Here is a 14,693-nt window from a genome sequence, read left to right as displayed (position 1 = left end):
GGTAATAATGAGGTGATGGAGCTACAGCAGCTGCGGGCGTTCCTCGCCGTCGCCGAGGAACTGCACTTCGGTCGTGCCGCCGAACGGTTGCACATCGCCCAACCGCCACTGAGCCGGATCATCCAGCAGCTCGAGCGTGACCTCGGCACCCGTCTGTTCGACCGGACGACACGTACGGTCCGGCTCACGTCGGCGGGGGAGGCCCTTGTCCTGCCCGCGCGCGACATCCTCGACGGCTGCCGGGTGGCCCGTGCGTCGGTGAAGGCGGCGGGGCTGGGGGAGACCGGGAGGGTGCGCGTCGGTTTCGCCGGGCCGTCCTCACACATGCTGATCGGCAGGCTCGCCAGGCTCGTCCGGCGCCAGCACCCGGGGATCGAGCTCAACCTGCGCAGCGTGACCTACGGGTACGAAGCCCTGGCGCAGGTGATCGAAGGCTCGATGGACCTGGCGATCGTGCGATGGAACAGCGCGCCGCCCGGTATCGCGTCCCGGATCGTCCAGGAAGAGCACTACGTCCTCGTCGTTCCCACGGCGCACCCGCTCGCGGACAGGGACATCGTGAGTGTCGCCGAACTCCGGGACGAACCCTTCATCGCCCTGCCCGCCGATCCCGGATCGAGCGTTCGCGACGCCTTCATCAGCAGCTGCTACCAGGCCGGGTTCGCCCCCGACATCGTGCAGGTCGCCCCCGACTCGTGGACGGTCATGGCGCTGGTCGCCGCCGGGGTGGGTGTCACGTTCTCGATCGACACCGCGGTGGAGAACGTTCCCGACGCCGGTCTGCGCATGGTGCGCCTTGTGGAGGGGGTGGAACCCAGTTACGCCCGGCTCGCCTGGCGGGACAACGACGAGAGTCCCGCACTGCGGGAGGTGCTGAAGGCATCGGAGACGGCGCTTCCCGTGCCGTTGGCGAATGAATCCGGCCCCGGCGATCCCGGCGAGCGGTAGCGCTCCTACTCGCCGACCTTGACGAGGGCCAGCTGGTTGATCGAGGCGAGATGCGCCCCGTCCCGGTCGAAGAACTCCCCGGATCCCAGCGCCCGTCCCTGCGCCACCGTGTTGCACCTCGCGTCGAGCTGGTGCCACTGCGAGAGGTCGGCCGAGCCGTGGAAGGTGAGGAAATGGCTCAGGCTCAGGATCCGGCTTCCCGGAGCGTGTCTGGCTGAGCGGCGAGCACGGAACACCGGTTCGAGAATGCTCATGTCCGAGACGTACGCCAGGATCGCGGCTTGCACGGCGGGATCCGCCGGCACACTGCCACGCGCTCGTACCCACACCGACTGGTGTTCCTGCTCGGGCAGCACCGCGGCCGTGTAGGCAGGTGATTGCACGTGGCGGAAGTGGACCGGCCTGCGCATGCGCCACCACACGGGTACCTCCGCGTCCCCGAACCGGTCCTCGAGATCCCGCAGGTCCTCCGGCGGCGGCGTTTCGAGGGGGCGAAGCGAGGAGTAGCTGACGAGATCCTCCCGGCGAGTGCCCCACCGGGATGTGGCCGTGAACCGCGCACTGCCGTCCGCCGCGTCCAGCGTCGTCCTGCGCACCGTCATGGACGGTCCGTCGGCGATTCGCTCCACCTTCCACACCAGGTCCTCATCGGTGGGAACCCCCTGCAGGAACTCCGCGTGCAGTGCCAGGGGACGGTGCTGCTCGGGTGCGCTCATCCCGGCGGCGACCAGTGCCTGGGCCAGCAGCAGACCACCGAAGACCCGGTCGGCGGGATGGAGCTGGGGCCGGCCCCGGAACTCGGCGGGTGCGTCGTCTTCGGTCGGGACACGCTGGAGGTCGAGCAGTTCGAGGAGGTGTCCCAGGGACAGCTCCGGACGCGTCCCCCACGTCGTCGTCGGCCCTGTTGCCGCCACTTCGCCCTCCAAAGTCGGTGCTGAATATTAAAAATATGACCGAAACCGACAGTAGCGCATGGCTTTGATGTCGAAACCGGAAAGATCCGGGCGATATTAAGTATTGGATATATTGCGTGCGCGGGGGCACAGTGACCCCAGACACGCCCGGCCGGTGTATACGACCAGAGCCAGGCGAAGCCCCTCAACGATGAGATGCCGAGGTAGCAGCATGGGGAAACGACGTGTCCTGGCGGCGATGATCGCGACCGCGGCGGTGGTCATCTCGTCGTGTGGCTCCGGTGGCGCCTCCGATGCCGGGATGGGCAGCCAGATGGTCTGGAGCACCTACGGCACCGGGACGAACACCTACGCCGACGTCGCGGCCGTGGCAGATGCGATCACCTCGAACGACGGCACCCGGATCCGGATCATCACCTCGGACACCGCCGTCGGCCGGTTGTCGCCGCTACGGCAGGGACAGGCCCAGATCGCCCGGACCGGGGACGAGTACATCTTCGCCTTCGAAGGTGACTACGACTTCGCCACCAAGGACTGGGGGCCGCAGGACATGCGCGTGGTGTGGACCCCGATCGCGCCGCACGGTCTGCTCGTACGGGACAACTCGGACATCAGGACGTTCGAGGACCTGCGCGGAAAGAACTTCCCGTACATCAGTGCGAACCCCTCGGTGAACAACAAGCTCACCGCCTTCCTCGCCTATGGCGGGCTCACCTGGGACGACGTGAACAAGGTCGAACTGAGCTACAGCGAGCAGGCCGACGCGGTCAAGGCAGGCAAGCTCGACGTCCTCTTCCAGCAGGTCTACGGCTCCTCGTTGTACGAGTTGGAGAGCGCGTTCCCGGTCCGCTGGCTGAGCATGGACGACAGCGCGCCGGACAAGGTGAAGGCGGTGGAGAAGATCGCTCCCTCCACCGAGATCGGTGAGTTCACCGGCGCGCCCGGCCAGCAGAACGGCGAGAGCGCCAAGGGCCTGATCTACACCGTGCCGATGGTGACCTACGCCGACACCGACCCCGCGCTGGTCTACGAGACGGTCAAGGCCATCCACGACAACCACGACGCCTACCGCGGCACCACCGCCACCACACCGGACTGGGCACTGGAGTCGGCACAGAAGGCGCCGAAGCAGGTGCCGTTCCACGACGGTCTGGTCAAGTTCCTGCAGGAGCAGAACGCCTGGTCGCCGGAGTCCAAGCAGCGCAACGACGAACTGGTCGAACGCGGTGCGGCGCTGCGCGACGGGTGGCAGACCTTCGTACAGCAGGCGGGCGACGGCGACCTGGGTTCGGCCTGGACCAAGTGGAAGAGCCAGCACCTACCCGCGAACTGACGCCGTACGGGACGCCGGGGCGGTAACAACTCTGCCCCGGCGCTTCCCAGCTCCCGACCGCTCCCGTGAGAGGAACACAGATGGCCACGCAGCGGTGCAACACCTTCTGGAGAACGGTGGTCGTTCTCTTCACAGTCGCGGGCCTGGCACTCACCATCAGCCACGTCTTCTTCTGGAACCCGTTCGGCGGTTCGCTGCTGCAGAACCAGTTCCTGTACCTCCTGCTGGCGATCTTCCTGCCGCTGGTCTTCGTGCTGTTCCCCGCGCACAAGTCCGCCCACAGTGCGGTTCCGTGGTACGACGTGATCTTGTTCGGGGCCACCTGTGCGATCAACGTGTACTTCGCGGTCAATGCGGAGAACATCGTGACCCTGGGCTGGGACTACAGCGCCCCACCGGTGGCGGTCGCGTTCAGCTTCGCGTTGTGGGCCCTCGTTCTCGAGGCACTGCGGCGTGCGGCGGGTAACGCGGTCACCGTCATCGCCCTGATCTTCTCCGTGTACCCCCTGTTCGCCGCGGAGGTGCCGATCGGCTTCCTGCAGGGCATCCAGTTCGACCTGAGCAGTGCGGCCAGGATGCATGTGCTCGGAGTCGACAGCATCCTGGGGCTTCCGTTGCAGACGGCGGGCACCATCCTGGTCGGGTTCCTCCTGTTCGGCGTGGTCCTGCAGCACACCGGTGGAGCGTCCTTCTTCTTCCAGCTCGCCCAGTCACTCTTCGGCCACGCACGAGGTGGTTCCGCGAAGGTCGCGGTGACCAGTTCGGCGTCGATGGGCATGATGAGCGGCAGCGCCGTGTCGAACGTGCTCACCACCGGGCCGATGACGATCCCGGCGATGAAGCGGTCCGGCTTCCCCGGCCGATACGCGGCCGGCATCGAGGCCACGGCCTCGTCGGGCGGTTCGATCACGCCGCCGATCATGGGCACCGCGGCGTTTCTCATGGTGTCCTTCGTCGGCGTGCCCTACAGCGAGGTCGCGTTCGCCGCGGCCATTCCCGCGCTGCTCTACTTCCTGGGGATCTACGCCCAGATCGACGCCTACTCCGGCAAGTCGCGCCTCGCCGGTCTGCCCAGGGCGGACCTCCCACGGCTGATTCCGGTGGTGGTCAAGGGCTGGCCGTATCTGGCAGCCCTCGGCGCGCTGGTGGCGATGCTGGTGGTCTACCACAACGAAAGGCAGGCGCCGTTCATCATCGTCGCCGGGCTGCTGGTGGTGGCCGTGGTGCAGCGCACCGACCGGCTCACGCCGCGGCGCGCGGTGGACCTGCTGTTCGCCGCGGGCAGGACCATCGCCGAGATCCTCGGGATCATCGCGGGCGTCGGCCTGATCGTCGGCGGGCTGTCGATGTCCGGCGTATCCCTCTCCCTCGCGCGGGAACTGGTGTCGCTCGTGGGCGACAACGTGTTCCTGATCCTCATCGCCGGAGCCGTGACCTCGTTCGTGCTCGGGATGGGCATGACCGTTTCGGCCGTGTACGTCTTCCTCGCCATCGTGATGGCACCCGCGCTGGTGGAGCTGGGTGTGGACCCGATCGCGGCGCATCTGTTCGTGATCTACTGGGCAACGGTCTCCTACATCACGCCGCCCGTCGCGCTGGCGTCCTTCGCGGCGGCGGGCATAGCGGGGACACGGCCGGTACCGACAAGCCTCACCGCCATGCGTCTCGGCATGGTGAAGTACCTCATCCCGTTCTGCTTCGCGCTCAATCCCGTGCTGGTCGGACGGGGTAGCGCCGGCGAGATCGCCTTCTCCGTGGTGATGGCGATCGGCGGGGTCGTGCTGATGGCGTGCAGCTTCGAGGGCTGGCTCATCGGCGTGGAGCGGAGAATGCCGGTCGTCGCCCGGATCGTCGGACTCCTTACCGGGCTGGCGATGCTCGCTCCGGAGACGACGAGCAGCCTGCTCGGGCTCGGCGTGGGAGTGGCACTCGTGGTGGCCCTCCGGCTGCGCGCGCCAGAACCAGAACCGAAACCTGAATCCGAACCAGAACCCGAACCGGCAGCCGAGGACGGCGACTCCGGAGCGGGGGACGCCGCCCAGGAACCCGCGACCGCCTCGTCCCAGGGGGAGACGCGATGAGGGACGGCAAGGTGCTGAGCATGGGGGAGGCGGTCGCCGAGTACGTGCACGACGGCGACACCGTCGCCCTGGAGGGATTCGGCCACCTCATCCCGTTCGCGGCCGGCCACGAGATCATCCGGCAGGGCAGGCGGGACCTGACACTGTGCCGGATGACGCCGGACCTCATCGCCGATCAGTTGATCGCCGCCGGTTGTGTCAGCAAGCTGGTCGCCTCCTTCTTCGCGAGCGGTTCGGCCGGCTCCCTCTACGAGATTCGCAGGCGGGTGGAGGCACATGATCCCGAGCCGCTGGAACTGGAGGAGTACAGCCACTACGGCATGTTCTGCCGCTATCAGGCGGGCGCATCCGGGCTGCCGTTCTTTCCGTTGCGGTCCTATGCGGGCAGTGACATTCCCGCGCTGAACCCGAAGATCCGGTTGGTCGAGAGCCCTTACGGCGAAGGTGGTGTGTATGTGGTGCCGCCACTGAAGCCCGACGTCACGATCGTCCAAGCCCAGCGCGCCGACCGGCTCGGCAACGTCCAGATCTGGGGGATTCTCGGTGCCCAGCAGGAGGCGGTGTTCGCCGCCAAGCACGCGATCGTGGTCGTGGAGGAAGTGGTCGACGAGACGACGATTCGCGACGATCCGAATCGGACGATCATTCCGTCGCATGCCGTCGACGCGGTGGTGTGCTGTCCCGGCGGCACGCACCCGTCGTACGCGCAGGGATACAACAACCGGGACGGCGCCTTCTATCGGGAGTGGACCGCGATCAGCAAGGACAGAACGGTTCTTCGGCAGTGGCTCGACGACTGGGTTTACGGGGTACCGGACCGGGAGGCCTATCTGGCCAAGCTCGGGCCACAGCGGCGGCGCACCGTCGCCGTCGCCGAGCGGCTCTCGGGACAGGTCGACTACGGGCGGAGGCTCGGATGACCGCGGCTGGTGAGCGCACGTCGACCGTCGCGGCGTCGAGTACCGAGTTCCTCGCCGCGGTCGCGGCACGGGAACTGGCGGGCAAACGGACCGTGTTCGCGGGGGTCGGCCTGCCCACCCTCGCCGTCGACCTCGCGAAGCGCACGGTCAACCCGAATCTCGAACTGATCTACGAGTCCGGGGTGTGCGGCGCGCATCCCGAGGCGATGGCCGAGGGGATCGCCGACTTCGTCCTCGTGTCCGGGGCGGAGTCGGTGGTGAGTATGCAGGCGCTGTTCGGGTACGTGCTGCAGGGGGGCAATGTGGACGTCGGGTTCCTCGGCGCCGCCCAGGTCGACCGCTACGGCAGTCTCAACACCTCCTTCATCGGCCCGTGGGACAAACCCACCGTCCGGCTCCCCGGCTCCGGTGGAGCCGCCGAGATCATGCCCAACGCCGGCGAGATCGTTGTCGTCCTGCGCCGCCACGACCACGGGGCGTTGCCCGCCGAACTCGACTTCTGCACATCACCGAGCCCGGTTCGCGCTAGGGAGGACAGCAGGGCGGCCATGCCTCCCGGCTTCGGCGTCGCCACCCTGATCACCCCGCTGGGCGTGCTTCGCAGGCCGGAGAGGTTCGGCGAGTTCCAGCTCAGCAGCCTGCACCCGGGAGTGAGCGTGCGGCGGGTCAGGGAGGCGACCGGCTGGGAGCTTGCGGTCGCCGACGACCTGACGGAGACCCCGCCACCGAGCGAGGAGGATGTCCGGCTGCTCAGGGAGGAGATCGACACCGTCCGCCTGTACCTGCGATGAGTCACGGCGACATCGCGGGCGGCCCCGGTCGCATCGCCTACCTCGCGCTGCTGGGCACGACGACGCTCGGCACGCTCTCGAGCACGATCATCAGTGCGCCGATCAACGACATCGCGAACGATCTCGGAGCCACGGCCAGCCAGATCGTGTTCGCCGTGAGTGCGTTCACCGTCGCGATGGTGGTGTTCGCGCCGCTGGCCGGATGGCTGTGCGAGCGGTACGGAGCCAAGCTCTTCCTGCTCGCCTCCCTGGGGCTCATGACGGTCGCCCAACTGGGCGCGGCGCTGAGCCCCGACCTCGGGGTGCTCGTGCTCATGCGGAGCCTGCAGGGGGTGGCGTGCTCGGCGATCCCGCCGGTCGTGCAGCACGCTCTCGGCACCTTCTGGGCCGCACGGCGAGGGCGGGTGATGGCGACCTGGGCTTCGGCGATAGGGGTCGGGCAGGCGATCGGCCCGCCACTCGGCGGCCTGGTCGCGGACGCGACGGGGTGGCGCTCGATCTTCGTGGTGCACGCGGTACTCACCGTCGCGTTGGCCCTCGTGCTGGCCAGATTCGTGCCACATATGCGGCCCCGGCGGCCACCCATGCACGTCGCCGGAATGGCGGCCCTGATCGGCGGGGTCGGCTCCCTCGTCGTCGCGTTCACCTGGGCGGGGCAGGGTGGCCCGCTCGTCCTCGAGATCGCACTGGTCCTTTTCGGACTGGGGCTGCTCGCCCTCTACCATCAGCTTTCCCGCCGCAGCAGGCAGGCTCTGGTCGATCCGAGGCTGCTGGTGGAGGCGCGGTACCTGCGCAGCACCGTGGCCGCGGCCACGGTGATGGCGTCACTGGGCGTCGTCATCGTGACGGTGCCGTTGTACCTGGGCCGTGATCTCGACCTGCGCCCCAGCGTGATCGGGGCGATCACCTTCGCACTGGCAGCCGCCATGGCGCTGTTCGCGCCGATCTCTTCGCGGATCGCGGAACGTCTCACCCCGAGGCGCGTGCTGCACATCGGCCTTGTCACGCTCGTGGTGGGCCCGCTCCTGCTCGCGTCGGCGAGCACGGTCAAGGGGATGGGCAGTCCTGGTTGGATTCTGGCGATCCTGCTGATCATCGGCTGCGGGATCGGCGCCGTCCAGAGCAGCGCGGCCTTCGGCGTCATGCGCTCACCCGCCGCCGAACGGGGCTCCGCACTCGGAATCCACAACATGATGCGGTTCGCAGGGCTCGCGCTGGGCTATGCCTGGGTCGCGGCGACGTATCCGCTCGGCAGCCTCTTCCTGGTCTACTCTGGACCGGCGATGCTCGCCGCCGCGGCCTTCCTGCTCACCTTCATCGGGCCACCGGCGGCGCCCATTCAGGAGCCGGCACCTGGAGATACCTCGCTCAGGTGAGGCCAGGAGGACGGTCGCACCGGTCCGGCCACCAGCGACCAGCAGCCTGCCCGGCCCGCGCCGGTCGCGGCCGTGGTGAGCAGCTGGTCCCAGTGGTGGACGGAACCGAACTCCGAGCGCCAGGCCAGGACCGGATTGGTGAACTCGTGCAGTTCGTGCTCGGCGGTTGTGCCTATCGCGCCGTGGATCTGGTGGGCATTCCGGACGACGACAGACGCGGCGTGGCCGGCACAGGACTTCGCGACGGCGACATGGAAACCGGCGTCGCCGTCCCAGCCGGGGGCGACCTCGCCGACCGCCGCGTCAACGGTCGCCCTCGCGAGGGCGGTCTCGGCGGCGATGTCGGCCACCAGTTGCTGGACCGCCTGGAACCTGGCCAGCGCACGACCGAACTGTTCCCGTTCGATCGTGTGCGCGACGCAGAGCTGGACGATCCGCTCCAGCGCCGCGCACATCTGCAGGGACCTGGCGAGCGCCCCGCGGAGGAAGAACTCGTGCACGGTCTCGTCGCCGACTGCGGGGCCATCCACAATGGCCGGATCGACGGTCACGTCGTCGCGGGGCTCGCCCGCGAGGTTGTGACCCGTACCGATGCCGATCTCGCTCGCTGGAAGGTCCGCGATCCTCCACCCGGCACCGGTGTCGCACAGGACGACGACGTGATCGGCCGCGCCTGCCCAGGGCACCGCTCGTGCGATCCCCTTCCCGTCGAGCACGCACGCGGTGCGGATCGCGTCGTCGGCGGGCAACCCCGCCTTCTCCAGGAGCCATCCCGCGAGCAGGTCGTGTTCGGCGAGGGGCAGCCGCACCGCATGACGTGCGGCCGCACTGAGCAGGGCGGCGGATTCATGCCAGCCCGCGCCGCTACCGCCGGCGAGTTCCGTGCCGGTGAGCCGGGTCAGGCCGAGCGATTCGAGGTTCTTCCACAGCTGAGTATCCAGCCGCACCGGCCGCCGCGGCCGGTCGCCTGCCGGGCGTTGCGCGGCGAACACCGAGTTCATCATGGACACGAGTTCGTGATCGACGACATCCTGTGTGCTCATCAGCGCATCCCAAGGCCACGGGCGATCACGCCGCGCAAGATCTCGTTGGTCCCGCCGCGGAGGGTGAATCCGGGCCGTTGCAGAATCCCGGCGGAAACGAGTTCGGTGAGTCTCGCCGTTTCCTTGACGCCGCCGCCACCACCGCCACTGCCACTGCCACCGTCGCCGGACAGCCGGTCGGCGAGATCGACGATGTCGCCCTCTGTCGTGGTGCCAAGGACTTTCACCATGGCTGCCGCGGTGTCCGCCGGTTCTCCCCGTTCCAGGGCGCCGGCCACGGCGGTCGACATGTGATGAAGTCCCACCGTGCGGGCCAGGTAGCGCCCGGCGTCGGGATGGTGTGGGAGGTTTCGGTGTCCCATGGTCTCGATGGTTTCGGCAAGGAGCGGGAACGTGGAGAGGCAGCGTTCCGGCCCGCTGCGTTCGTAACCCAGCTCCGAGGTCACCTGTTTCCACCCTTCGCCGATCCGCCCGAGGACCATGTCGTCAGGGACGAACACGTCGTCCAGGAAGACCTCGTTGAAATGCTGGTCGCCGTTCATGGAGGTGATCGGGCGGATCCGTACACCCGGGGAGCGGAGATCGACGATGTACTGGCTCAGACCGGCGTGCCGGTCGGCGGTGTCCTGGGGAGCCGACCGCGCGAGCGCGAAGAACGCGTGCGCTCGGTGTGCGCCCGAGGTCCACACCTTGGTCCCGGTGACCGTCCAGCCGCCGTCGACCCGAACCGCCTTGGTGCGCACACTCGCCAGATCGGAGCCGGAGTCCGGTTCGCTCATCCCGATACCGAAGAAGCACTCGCCCCGCGCGATGGCCGGGAGGAACCGATGCTTCTGCCGCTCGGTGCCGAACTTCAGCAGGGACGGTGCGATCTGCCGGTCGGCGATCCAGTGAGCCGCGACGGGCGCTCCCGCGGCGAGCAGTTCCTCGGTGACGACGAAGCGTTCCATGAACGTCCTGCCGTGTCCGCCGTACCGGGTCGGAATGGTCATCCCGACCCATCCTCGCTCGGCCAGTTCCCGGGAGAACGCCTCGTCCCACCTCGTCAGCCAGGTGTCCACGCCAGGGTTGAACGCGCCGGCGCGGATCTTCCGCTCGAGGAAGCCGCGTACCTCGAGCCGCAATGCCGCGACTTGCGGGGTTTCTCGCACCACTGGCGGGAACGGCCTGCTCTGCACGGTTCGTACTCCTTCGTCATTCACCGATGAATGTTCCCGGCCGCTTCTCCCGGAAGGCGGAGAGTGCTTCTCGGTGATCACCGGTGTGATGGGCCAGTGCCTGCATCGCGGCGGACAGTTCGAGGACACCGTCCAGGCTCTGGTGCTGCGCCTCCCGCAACAGTTTCTTGGCCATCCGCACGGCGTGCGGTGGGTTGACCGCGATCCGGTCCGCGAGCTCGCGTGTCTCCCGGAGCAGCGTCGACGATGGCACCACCCGGGAGACCAGGCCCCAGTCCAACGCCGTGCGGGCGTCGACGCGATCGCCGGTCAATGCCATCTCCGCCGCGCGAGCCGCGCCGATCGCGCGCGGCAGAAACCATGCGCCGCCGTCTCCGGGGATGATACCGAGCTTGACGAAGCTCTCGGCGAAGAAGGCGGACTCCGAGGCGATCCGCAGATCACACATGAGCGCGAGATCGCAGCCCGCGCCGATGGCGGGGCCGTTCACGGCCGCGATGAGCGGGACGTCGCAACGGTACAGGGCACGGGGAATGCGCTGGATTCCGTTTCGGTAGCCGTCACGCTGACGGTACGGGGTGCCGCCGAACAGTCCCTTCTGCTCGGCCATGTCCTTGATGTTGCCGCCTGCCGAGAAGGCCGAACCGGCGCCCGTGAGAATGACCGCACGGACGCCGTGGTCGGCGTTGACGGAATCCACTGCGGACACCAGCGCGTCGATGACGGCGTCTCCCGACACCGGATTGCGCTGCTCGGGCAGATTGATGGTCCACGTTTCGACATGGCCGTCCCGCTCGACCAGCACTGGTTCTTCCACGGCCTTCTCCCCGTTCAACGAGGGGCCATCCGGATGGCACCGTCGAGCCGGATGGTCTCGCCGTTGAGGTAGCCGTTCTCCAGGATGGCGCAGGCCAGTTGCCCGAACTCGTCGGTGTGACCGAGGCGTGCCGGGTTGGGTACGGTGGCTTCGAGCGATGCGCGCACGTCGTCGCGCAGCCGGGCCAGCAACGGGGTGTCCATGATCCCCGGCGCGATCGTGCACACCCGGATCGACCTGCTCGCCAGGTCGCGGGCCGCGGTCAGCGTCATGCCGACGATGCCCGCTTTCGACGCGGTGTAGGGAATCTGGCCGATCTGACCCTCATACGCCGCGACCGACGCGGTCATCACAATGGCGCCGCGTTCCTGATCGATCTCGTCGTGGCGAGCGATGCGAGCGGCGCCGAGGCGCAGCGCGTTGAACGAGCCGATCAGGTTGAGCCTGACCACCCATTCGAAGTCCTCGAGAGATCCCGGATTGCCTTCCCTGTCCAGCAATCTGATCTTGCGGCTGGCTCCGGCACAGTGGACGAGTCCGCGGAGGTCGCCGTGCTCGTCGGCCGCGTCGAGTGCCGCTCCGAACTGCTCCGCGTCGGTCACGTCGGCGGCGACGAACAGGGCGGACTCGCCGAGTTCCTTCGCGATCTCCGCACCCGGGGAGGTGGGCAGGTCGATGATGGTCACCTTGCCGCCCGCCTTGACCAGGCGCTGGGCCGTCGCCAGCCCGAGTCCTGACGCACCACCGGTGACGGCTGTGGACAATCCTTCCAAACGCATGTGTTGCCTTTCTCGGTAGTCGCGCTACAGGTCGAGGGACTTGGCGACGATGGTCTTCAACACCTCGGTGGTGCCGCCGAAGATGCGAGTGACCCTGGCGTCGGCGTAGAGGCGGGCGATCGGATACTCGCGCATGTATCCGTAGCCGCCGTGCAACTGCAGGCAGCGGTCGATCACCCGGTCCTGGACCTCGGTGCAGAAGACCTTCACCTTGGCGGCGTCGGCGGAGGACAGTTCCCCTGCTTCGTGTTCGGCCAGGGCCCGGTCCAGGAAGGACCGGCCCGCTTCGATGTCGATGGCACAGGCAGCCAGTTCGAACTTCGTGTTCTGAAAGGCGGATACGGTGGTGCCGAACACCTTCCGTTCCCGCACGTACTCCAATGTCGTTGTCAGTGCCGCCTCGGCGGCCGCCTGCGCTCCGACCGCGATTCCCAGACGCTCCTGGGGGAGATTGCTCGTCAGGTAACTGAAGGCCTTGCCTTCCTCGCCGAGCAGGTTGGCAACCGGGACCCGGACGTCCTCGAAGAAGAGTTCGGCGGTGTCCTGGGTCTTCAGCCCGATCTTGTCGAGATTGCGGCCACGGGTGAAGCCCACCATGTCGCGTTCGACAACGAGCAGTGACAGCCCGTCCCTGCGGTTCTCGCCCCTGCCGGTGCGGGCGACCACCACGACGAGGTCGGCGTTGATGCCTCCGCTGATGAAGGTCTTCGCCCCGTTCAGGACGAAGTGTTCACCCTGCCTCGTGGCGCTGGTCGTCATCCCCGCGAGGTCGGACCCGGTGCCGGGCTCGGTCATCGCGATGGACGTCATCAGCTCGCCGCAGGCAAGACCGGGGAACCAGCGCCGCTTCTGCTCCTCCGAGCAGTATGCGAGAAAGTACGGCAGCACCACGTTCATGTGCACGCTGAGGCCGCCGAGGTTGACGTACGCCCGCGCCGTTTCCTCGGCCCAGACCGCGGAGTACAGGAAACTGTCGGAGCCCGCGCCGCCGTACTCCTCCGGCACCTGGATCCCCAGCACACCAAGGTCACCGATCTGGTTGAAGACCTCGCGCGGCACCAGGCCCGCCGTCTCCCAGTCCGGAAAATGCGGGACGACCTCCTTGGCGAGGAACTCTCTCGCCATCTCACGGAAACTGTCGTGATCCTCGGTGTAGATCGTGCTCTTCATCTGCTTGTCCTTTGTGGATAGTTGTCAGAGTTGTCTGAGAACTCGGGTCCGCTATCGAGTCGCCAGGGCTCTGACTTTTCGGGGCCTGTCCAGTTCTGCTGCGTGACGCCCTGCCGCCTCGATATCGGGACTTCGTCGGCCGAGTTCCACGGATCACCTTGACCTCGCAATCCGTAGTTGTCGGACGCCCTGGTCAGAGCAGTTCGAGAATGGTGGCGTTGGCCATGCCGCCCGCCTCGCACATGGTCTGCAGTCCGTATCGGATGCCGTTGTCCTTCATGTGGTGCACGAGGCGAGTCATCAGCACGGCGCCGGAACCGCCGAGCGGGTGCCCGACCGCGATGGCTCCACCCAACGGGTTGAGCAGTTCATCCGGAGCACCGGTTTCCGCCTGCCAGGCGAGCGGAACGGGCGCGAAGGCCTCGTTCACCTCGAAGGCGCCGATGTCCTCGATCCGCAGGCCGGACTTCGCCAGCACCTTCGCCGTGGCCGCGATCGGGGCCGTCAGCATGATGACCGGGTCGTCGCCCGCGATCGCGACGGTGTGCACGCGGGCGATCGGGCGCAGTCCGCGCGAGGCGGCGGTCTCGCCTGAGGTGATCAACAGGGCGCCCGCGCCATCGGAGATCTGGGACGAGTTCCCGGCCGTGATCACGCCGTCGTCGCGGAACGCGGTCTTCAGTCCGGCGAGTGTCTCCGCCGAGGAGCCGCGGCGGATCCCTTCGTCGGCCCGCAGGCCGTCGGGGATGGGAGCGAGTTGTCCGTCGAGCGCGCCCGAATCCACGGCCGCGGCCGCCCTCGCGTGGGACCGGGCGGAGTACTCGTCCAGCTGTTGCCTCGCGAGGCTCCACTTGTCGGCTATCATCTCGGCCCCGATGCCCTGGTTGAATCCGGGCACGTCGTAACGGCCGAGGACGGAGTCGGGATACGGCGTGCCGCTTTGTGCCGCCGACCCCATCGGTACCCGGCTCATCGACTCGACACCGCCCGCGATCACGAAGTCGTAGTGCCCGGCGATGACGCCCGCGGCTGCGAAGTGGACGGCCTGCTGACTCGATCCGCAGCGCCGGTCGACCGAGGTGCTGGGTACCGACTCCGGCCATCCCGCGGCGAGCACGGCGACCCGGCCGATGTTGCCGGACTGATCACCCACCTGACCCACGCAACCCCACACGACATCGTCGACCTCCTCGGGACGCAGGCCGGTGCGGTCGACGAGTGTGGTGAGCACGTGTGCCGACAGGTCCGCGGGATGGATCCCGGACAGTGCTCCGTTGCGTTTGCCTACCGGTGTGCGCACGGCGTCGACAACGACCGCGTCCCTCATGGCTTCTCCTCGTTGT

Annotated in this window: 13 protein-coding genes; 6 read left to right on the top strand and 7 right to left on the bottom strand. The window is 67.9% G+C overall.

Annotated features, from left to right (window positions below; translation table 11 throughout):
- The first annotated feature begins 15 nt into the window (after window positions 1-15).
- Entirely contained in the window at window positions 16-948 is a 933-nt protein-coding gene (locus D0C15_RS00210; RefSeq protein WP_116040363.1) for a LysR substrate-binding domain-containing protein, read from the top strand.
- Window positions 949-953: 5 nt separating this feature from the next.
- On the opposite strand, the gene D0C15_RS00205 is transcribed toward D0C15_RS00210, so the two are convergent.
- Window positions 954-1,862, bottom strand: a complete 909-nt coding sequence (locus D0C15_RS00205) for an acyl-CoA thioesterase (protein ID WP_211323030.1) — start codon at window positions 1,860-1,862, stop codon at window positions 954-956.
- A gap of 211 nt (window positions 1,863-2,073) precedes the next feature.
- Here D0C15_RS00205 and D0C15_RS00200 point away from each other — a divergent pair, with 211 nt between their 5' ends.
- From D0C15_RS00200 to D0C15_RS00180, 5 genes are all read left to right on the top strand, one after another.
- Window positions 2,074-3,195, top strand: a complete 1,122-nt coding sequence (locus D0C15_RS00200) for a TAXI family TRAP transporter solute-binding subunit (protein ID WP_116040361.1) — start codon at window positions 2,074-2,076, stop codon at window positions 3,193-3,195.
- Window positions 3,196-3,275: 80 nt separating this feature from the next.
- The gene (locus tag D0C15_RS00195; protein WP_116040360.1) at window positions 3,276-5,276 is read left to right on the top strand and encodes a TRAP transporter permease; all 2,001 of its coding nucleotides are present in this window, start codon (window positions 3,276-3,278) and stop codon (window positions 5,274-5,276) included.
- On the top strand, window positions 5,273-6,196 hold the full coding sequence (locus D0C15_RS00190; RefSeq protein ID WP_116040359.1) for a CoA transferase subunit A: 924 nt from the start codon (window positions 5,273-5,275) through the stop codon (window positions 6,194-6,196). Before D0C15_RS00195 ends, D0C15_RS00190 begins: the two co-directional genes overlap by 4 nt.
- Complete coding sequence (locus tag D0C15_RS00185; protein WP_116040358.1) at window positions 6,193-6,987, top strand: CoA-transferase subunit beta; 795 nt, start codon at window positions 6,193-6,195, stop codon at window positions 6,985-6,987. Before D0C15_RS00190 ends, D0C15_RS00185 begins: the two co-directional genes overlap by 4 nt.
- A complete protein-coding gene (locus D0C15_RS00180) occupies window positions 6,984-8,363 on the top strand; it encodes an MFS transporter (protein WP_116040357.1) in 1,380 nt (459 codons plus the stop codon). The genes D0C15_RS00185 and D0C15_RS00180 overlap by 4 nt, the downstream gene beginning before the upstream one ends.
- On the opposite strand, the gene D0C15_RS00175 is transcribed toward D0C15_RS00180, so the two are convergent.
- The 6 genes from D0C15_RS00175 to D0C15_RS00150 form a co-directional block, all read right to left on the bottom strand.
- Complete coding sequence (locus D0C15_RS00175; RefSeq protein ID WP_116040356.1) at window positions 8,327-9,406, bottom strand: acyl-CoA dehydrogenase family protein; 1,080 nt, start codon at window positions 9,404-9,406, stop codon at window positions 8,327-8,329. The two genes, D0C15_RS00180 and D0C15_RS00175, sit on opposite strands and share 37 nt — an antisense overlap.
- Complete coding sequence (locus tag D0C15_RS00170) at window positions 9,406-10,608, bottom strand: acyl-CoA dehydrogenase family protein (protein WP_245975490.1); 1,203 nt, start codon at window positions 10,606-10,608, stop codon at window positions 9,406-9,408. The genes D0C15_RS00175 and D0C15_RS00170 overlap by 1 nt, the downstream gene beginning before the upstream one ends.
- Window positions 10,601-11,401: a crotonase/enoyl-CoA hydratase family protein gene (locus D0C15_RS00165; protein ID WP_116040354.1), complete on the bottom strand. Its 801-nt coding sequence runs from the start codon at window positions 11,399-11,401 to the stop codon at window positions 10,601-10,603. The genes D0C15_RS00170 and D0C15_RS00165 overlap by 8 nt, the downstream gene beginning before the upstream one ends.
- Window positions 11,402-11,415: 14 nt before the next feature.
- A complete protein-coding gene (locus D0C15_RS00160) occupies window positions 11,416-12,180 on the bottom strand; it encodes an SDR family NAD(P)-dependent oxidoreductase (RefSeq protein ID WP_116040353.1) in 765 nt (254 codons plus the stop codon).
- A gap of 24 nt (window positions 12,181-12,204) precedes the next feature.
- Window positions 12,205-13,350, bottom strand: a complete 1,146-nt coding sequence (locus D0C15_RS00155) for an acyl-CoA dehydrogenase family protein (protein ID WP_116040352.1) — start codon at window positions 13,348-13,350, stop codon at window positions 12,205-12,207.
- 193 nt (window positions 13,351-13,543) lie between these two features.
- The gene (locus D0C15_RS00150; protein ID WP_116040351.1) at window positions 13,544-14,677 is read right to left on the bottom strand and encodes a thiolase family protein; all 1,134 of its coding nucleotides are present in this window, start codon (window positions 14,675-14,677) and stop codon (window positions 13,544-13,546) included.
- Window positions 14,678-14,693: the final 16 nt, after the last annotated feature.

The sequence above is a fragment of the Amycolatopsis palatopharyngis genome (genome assembly GCF_003385185.1).
GTDB classification, from domain to species: Bacteria; Actinomycetota; Actinomycetes; order Mycobacteriales; family Pseudonocardiaceae; genus Amycolatopsis; species Amycolatopsis palatopharyngis.
The sequence above is the reverse complement of the archived record's forward strand: the minus strand, read 5'-3'. Positions and strand labels throughout refer to the sequence as shown.

Bases quoted from the DNA above. Each gene is read 5' to 3' on its own strand.
- D0C15_RS00210 (WP_116040363.1), top strand. From the start codon at position 16: ATGGAGCTACAGCAGCTGCGGGCGTTCCTCGCCGTCGCCGAGGAACTG.
- D0C15_RS00200 (WP_116040361.1), top strand. From the start codon at position 2,074: ATGGGGAAACGACGTGTCCTGGCGGCGATGATCGCGACCGCGGCGGTG.
- D0C15_RS00195 (WP_116040360.1), top strand. From the start codon at position 3,276: ATGGCCACGCAGCGGTGCAACACCTTCTGGAGAACGGTGGTCGTTCTC.
- D0C15_RS00190 (WP_116040359.1), top strand. From the start codon at position 5,273: ATGAGGGACGGCAAGGTGCTGAGCATGGGGGAGGCGGTCGCCGAGTAC.
- D0C15_RS00185 (WP_116040358.1), top strand. From the start codon at position 6,193: ATGACCGCGGCTGGTGAGCGCACGTCGACCGTCGCGGCGTCGAGTACC.
- D0C15_RS00180 (WP_116040357.1), top strand. From the start codon at position 6,984: ATGAGTCACGGCGACATCGCGGGCGGCCCCGGTCGCATCGCCTACCTC.
- D0C15_RS00175 (WP_116040356.1), bottom strand. From the start codon at position 9,406: ATGAGCACACAGGATGTCGTCGATCACGAACTCGTGTCCATGATGAAC.
- D0C15_RS00160 (WP_116040353.1), bottom strand. From the start codon at position 12,180: ATGCGTTTGGAAGGATTGTCCACAGCCGTCACCGGTGGTGCGTCAGGA.
- D0C15_RS00155 (WP_116040352.1), bottom strand. From the start codon at position 13,350: ATGAAGAGCACGATCTACACCGAGGATCACGACAGTTTCCGTGAGATG.
- D0C15_RS00150 (WP_116040351.1), bottom strand. From the start codon at position 14,677: ATGAGGGACGCGGTCGTTGTCGACGCCGTGCGCACACCGGTAGGCAAA.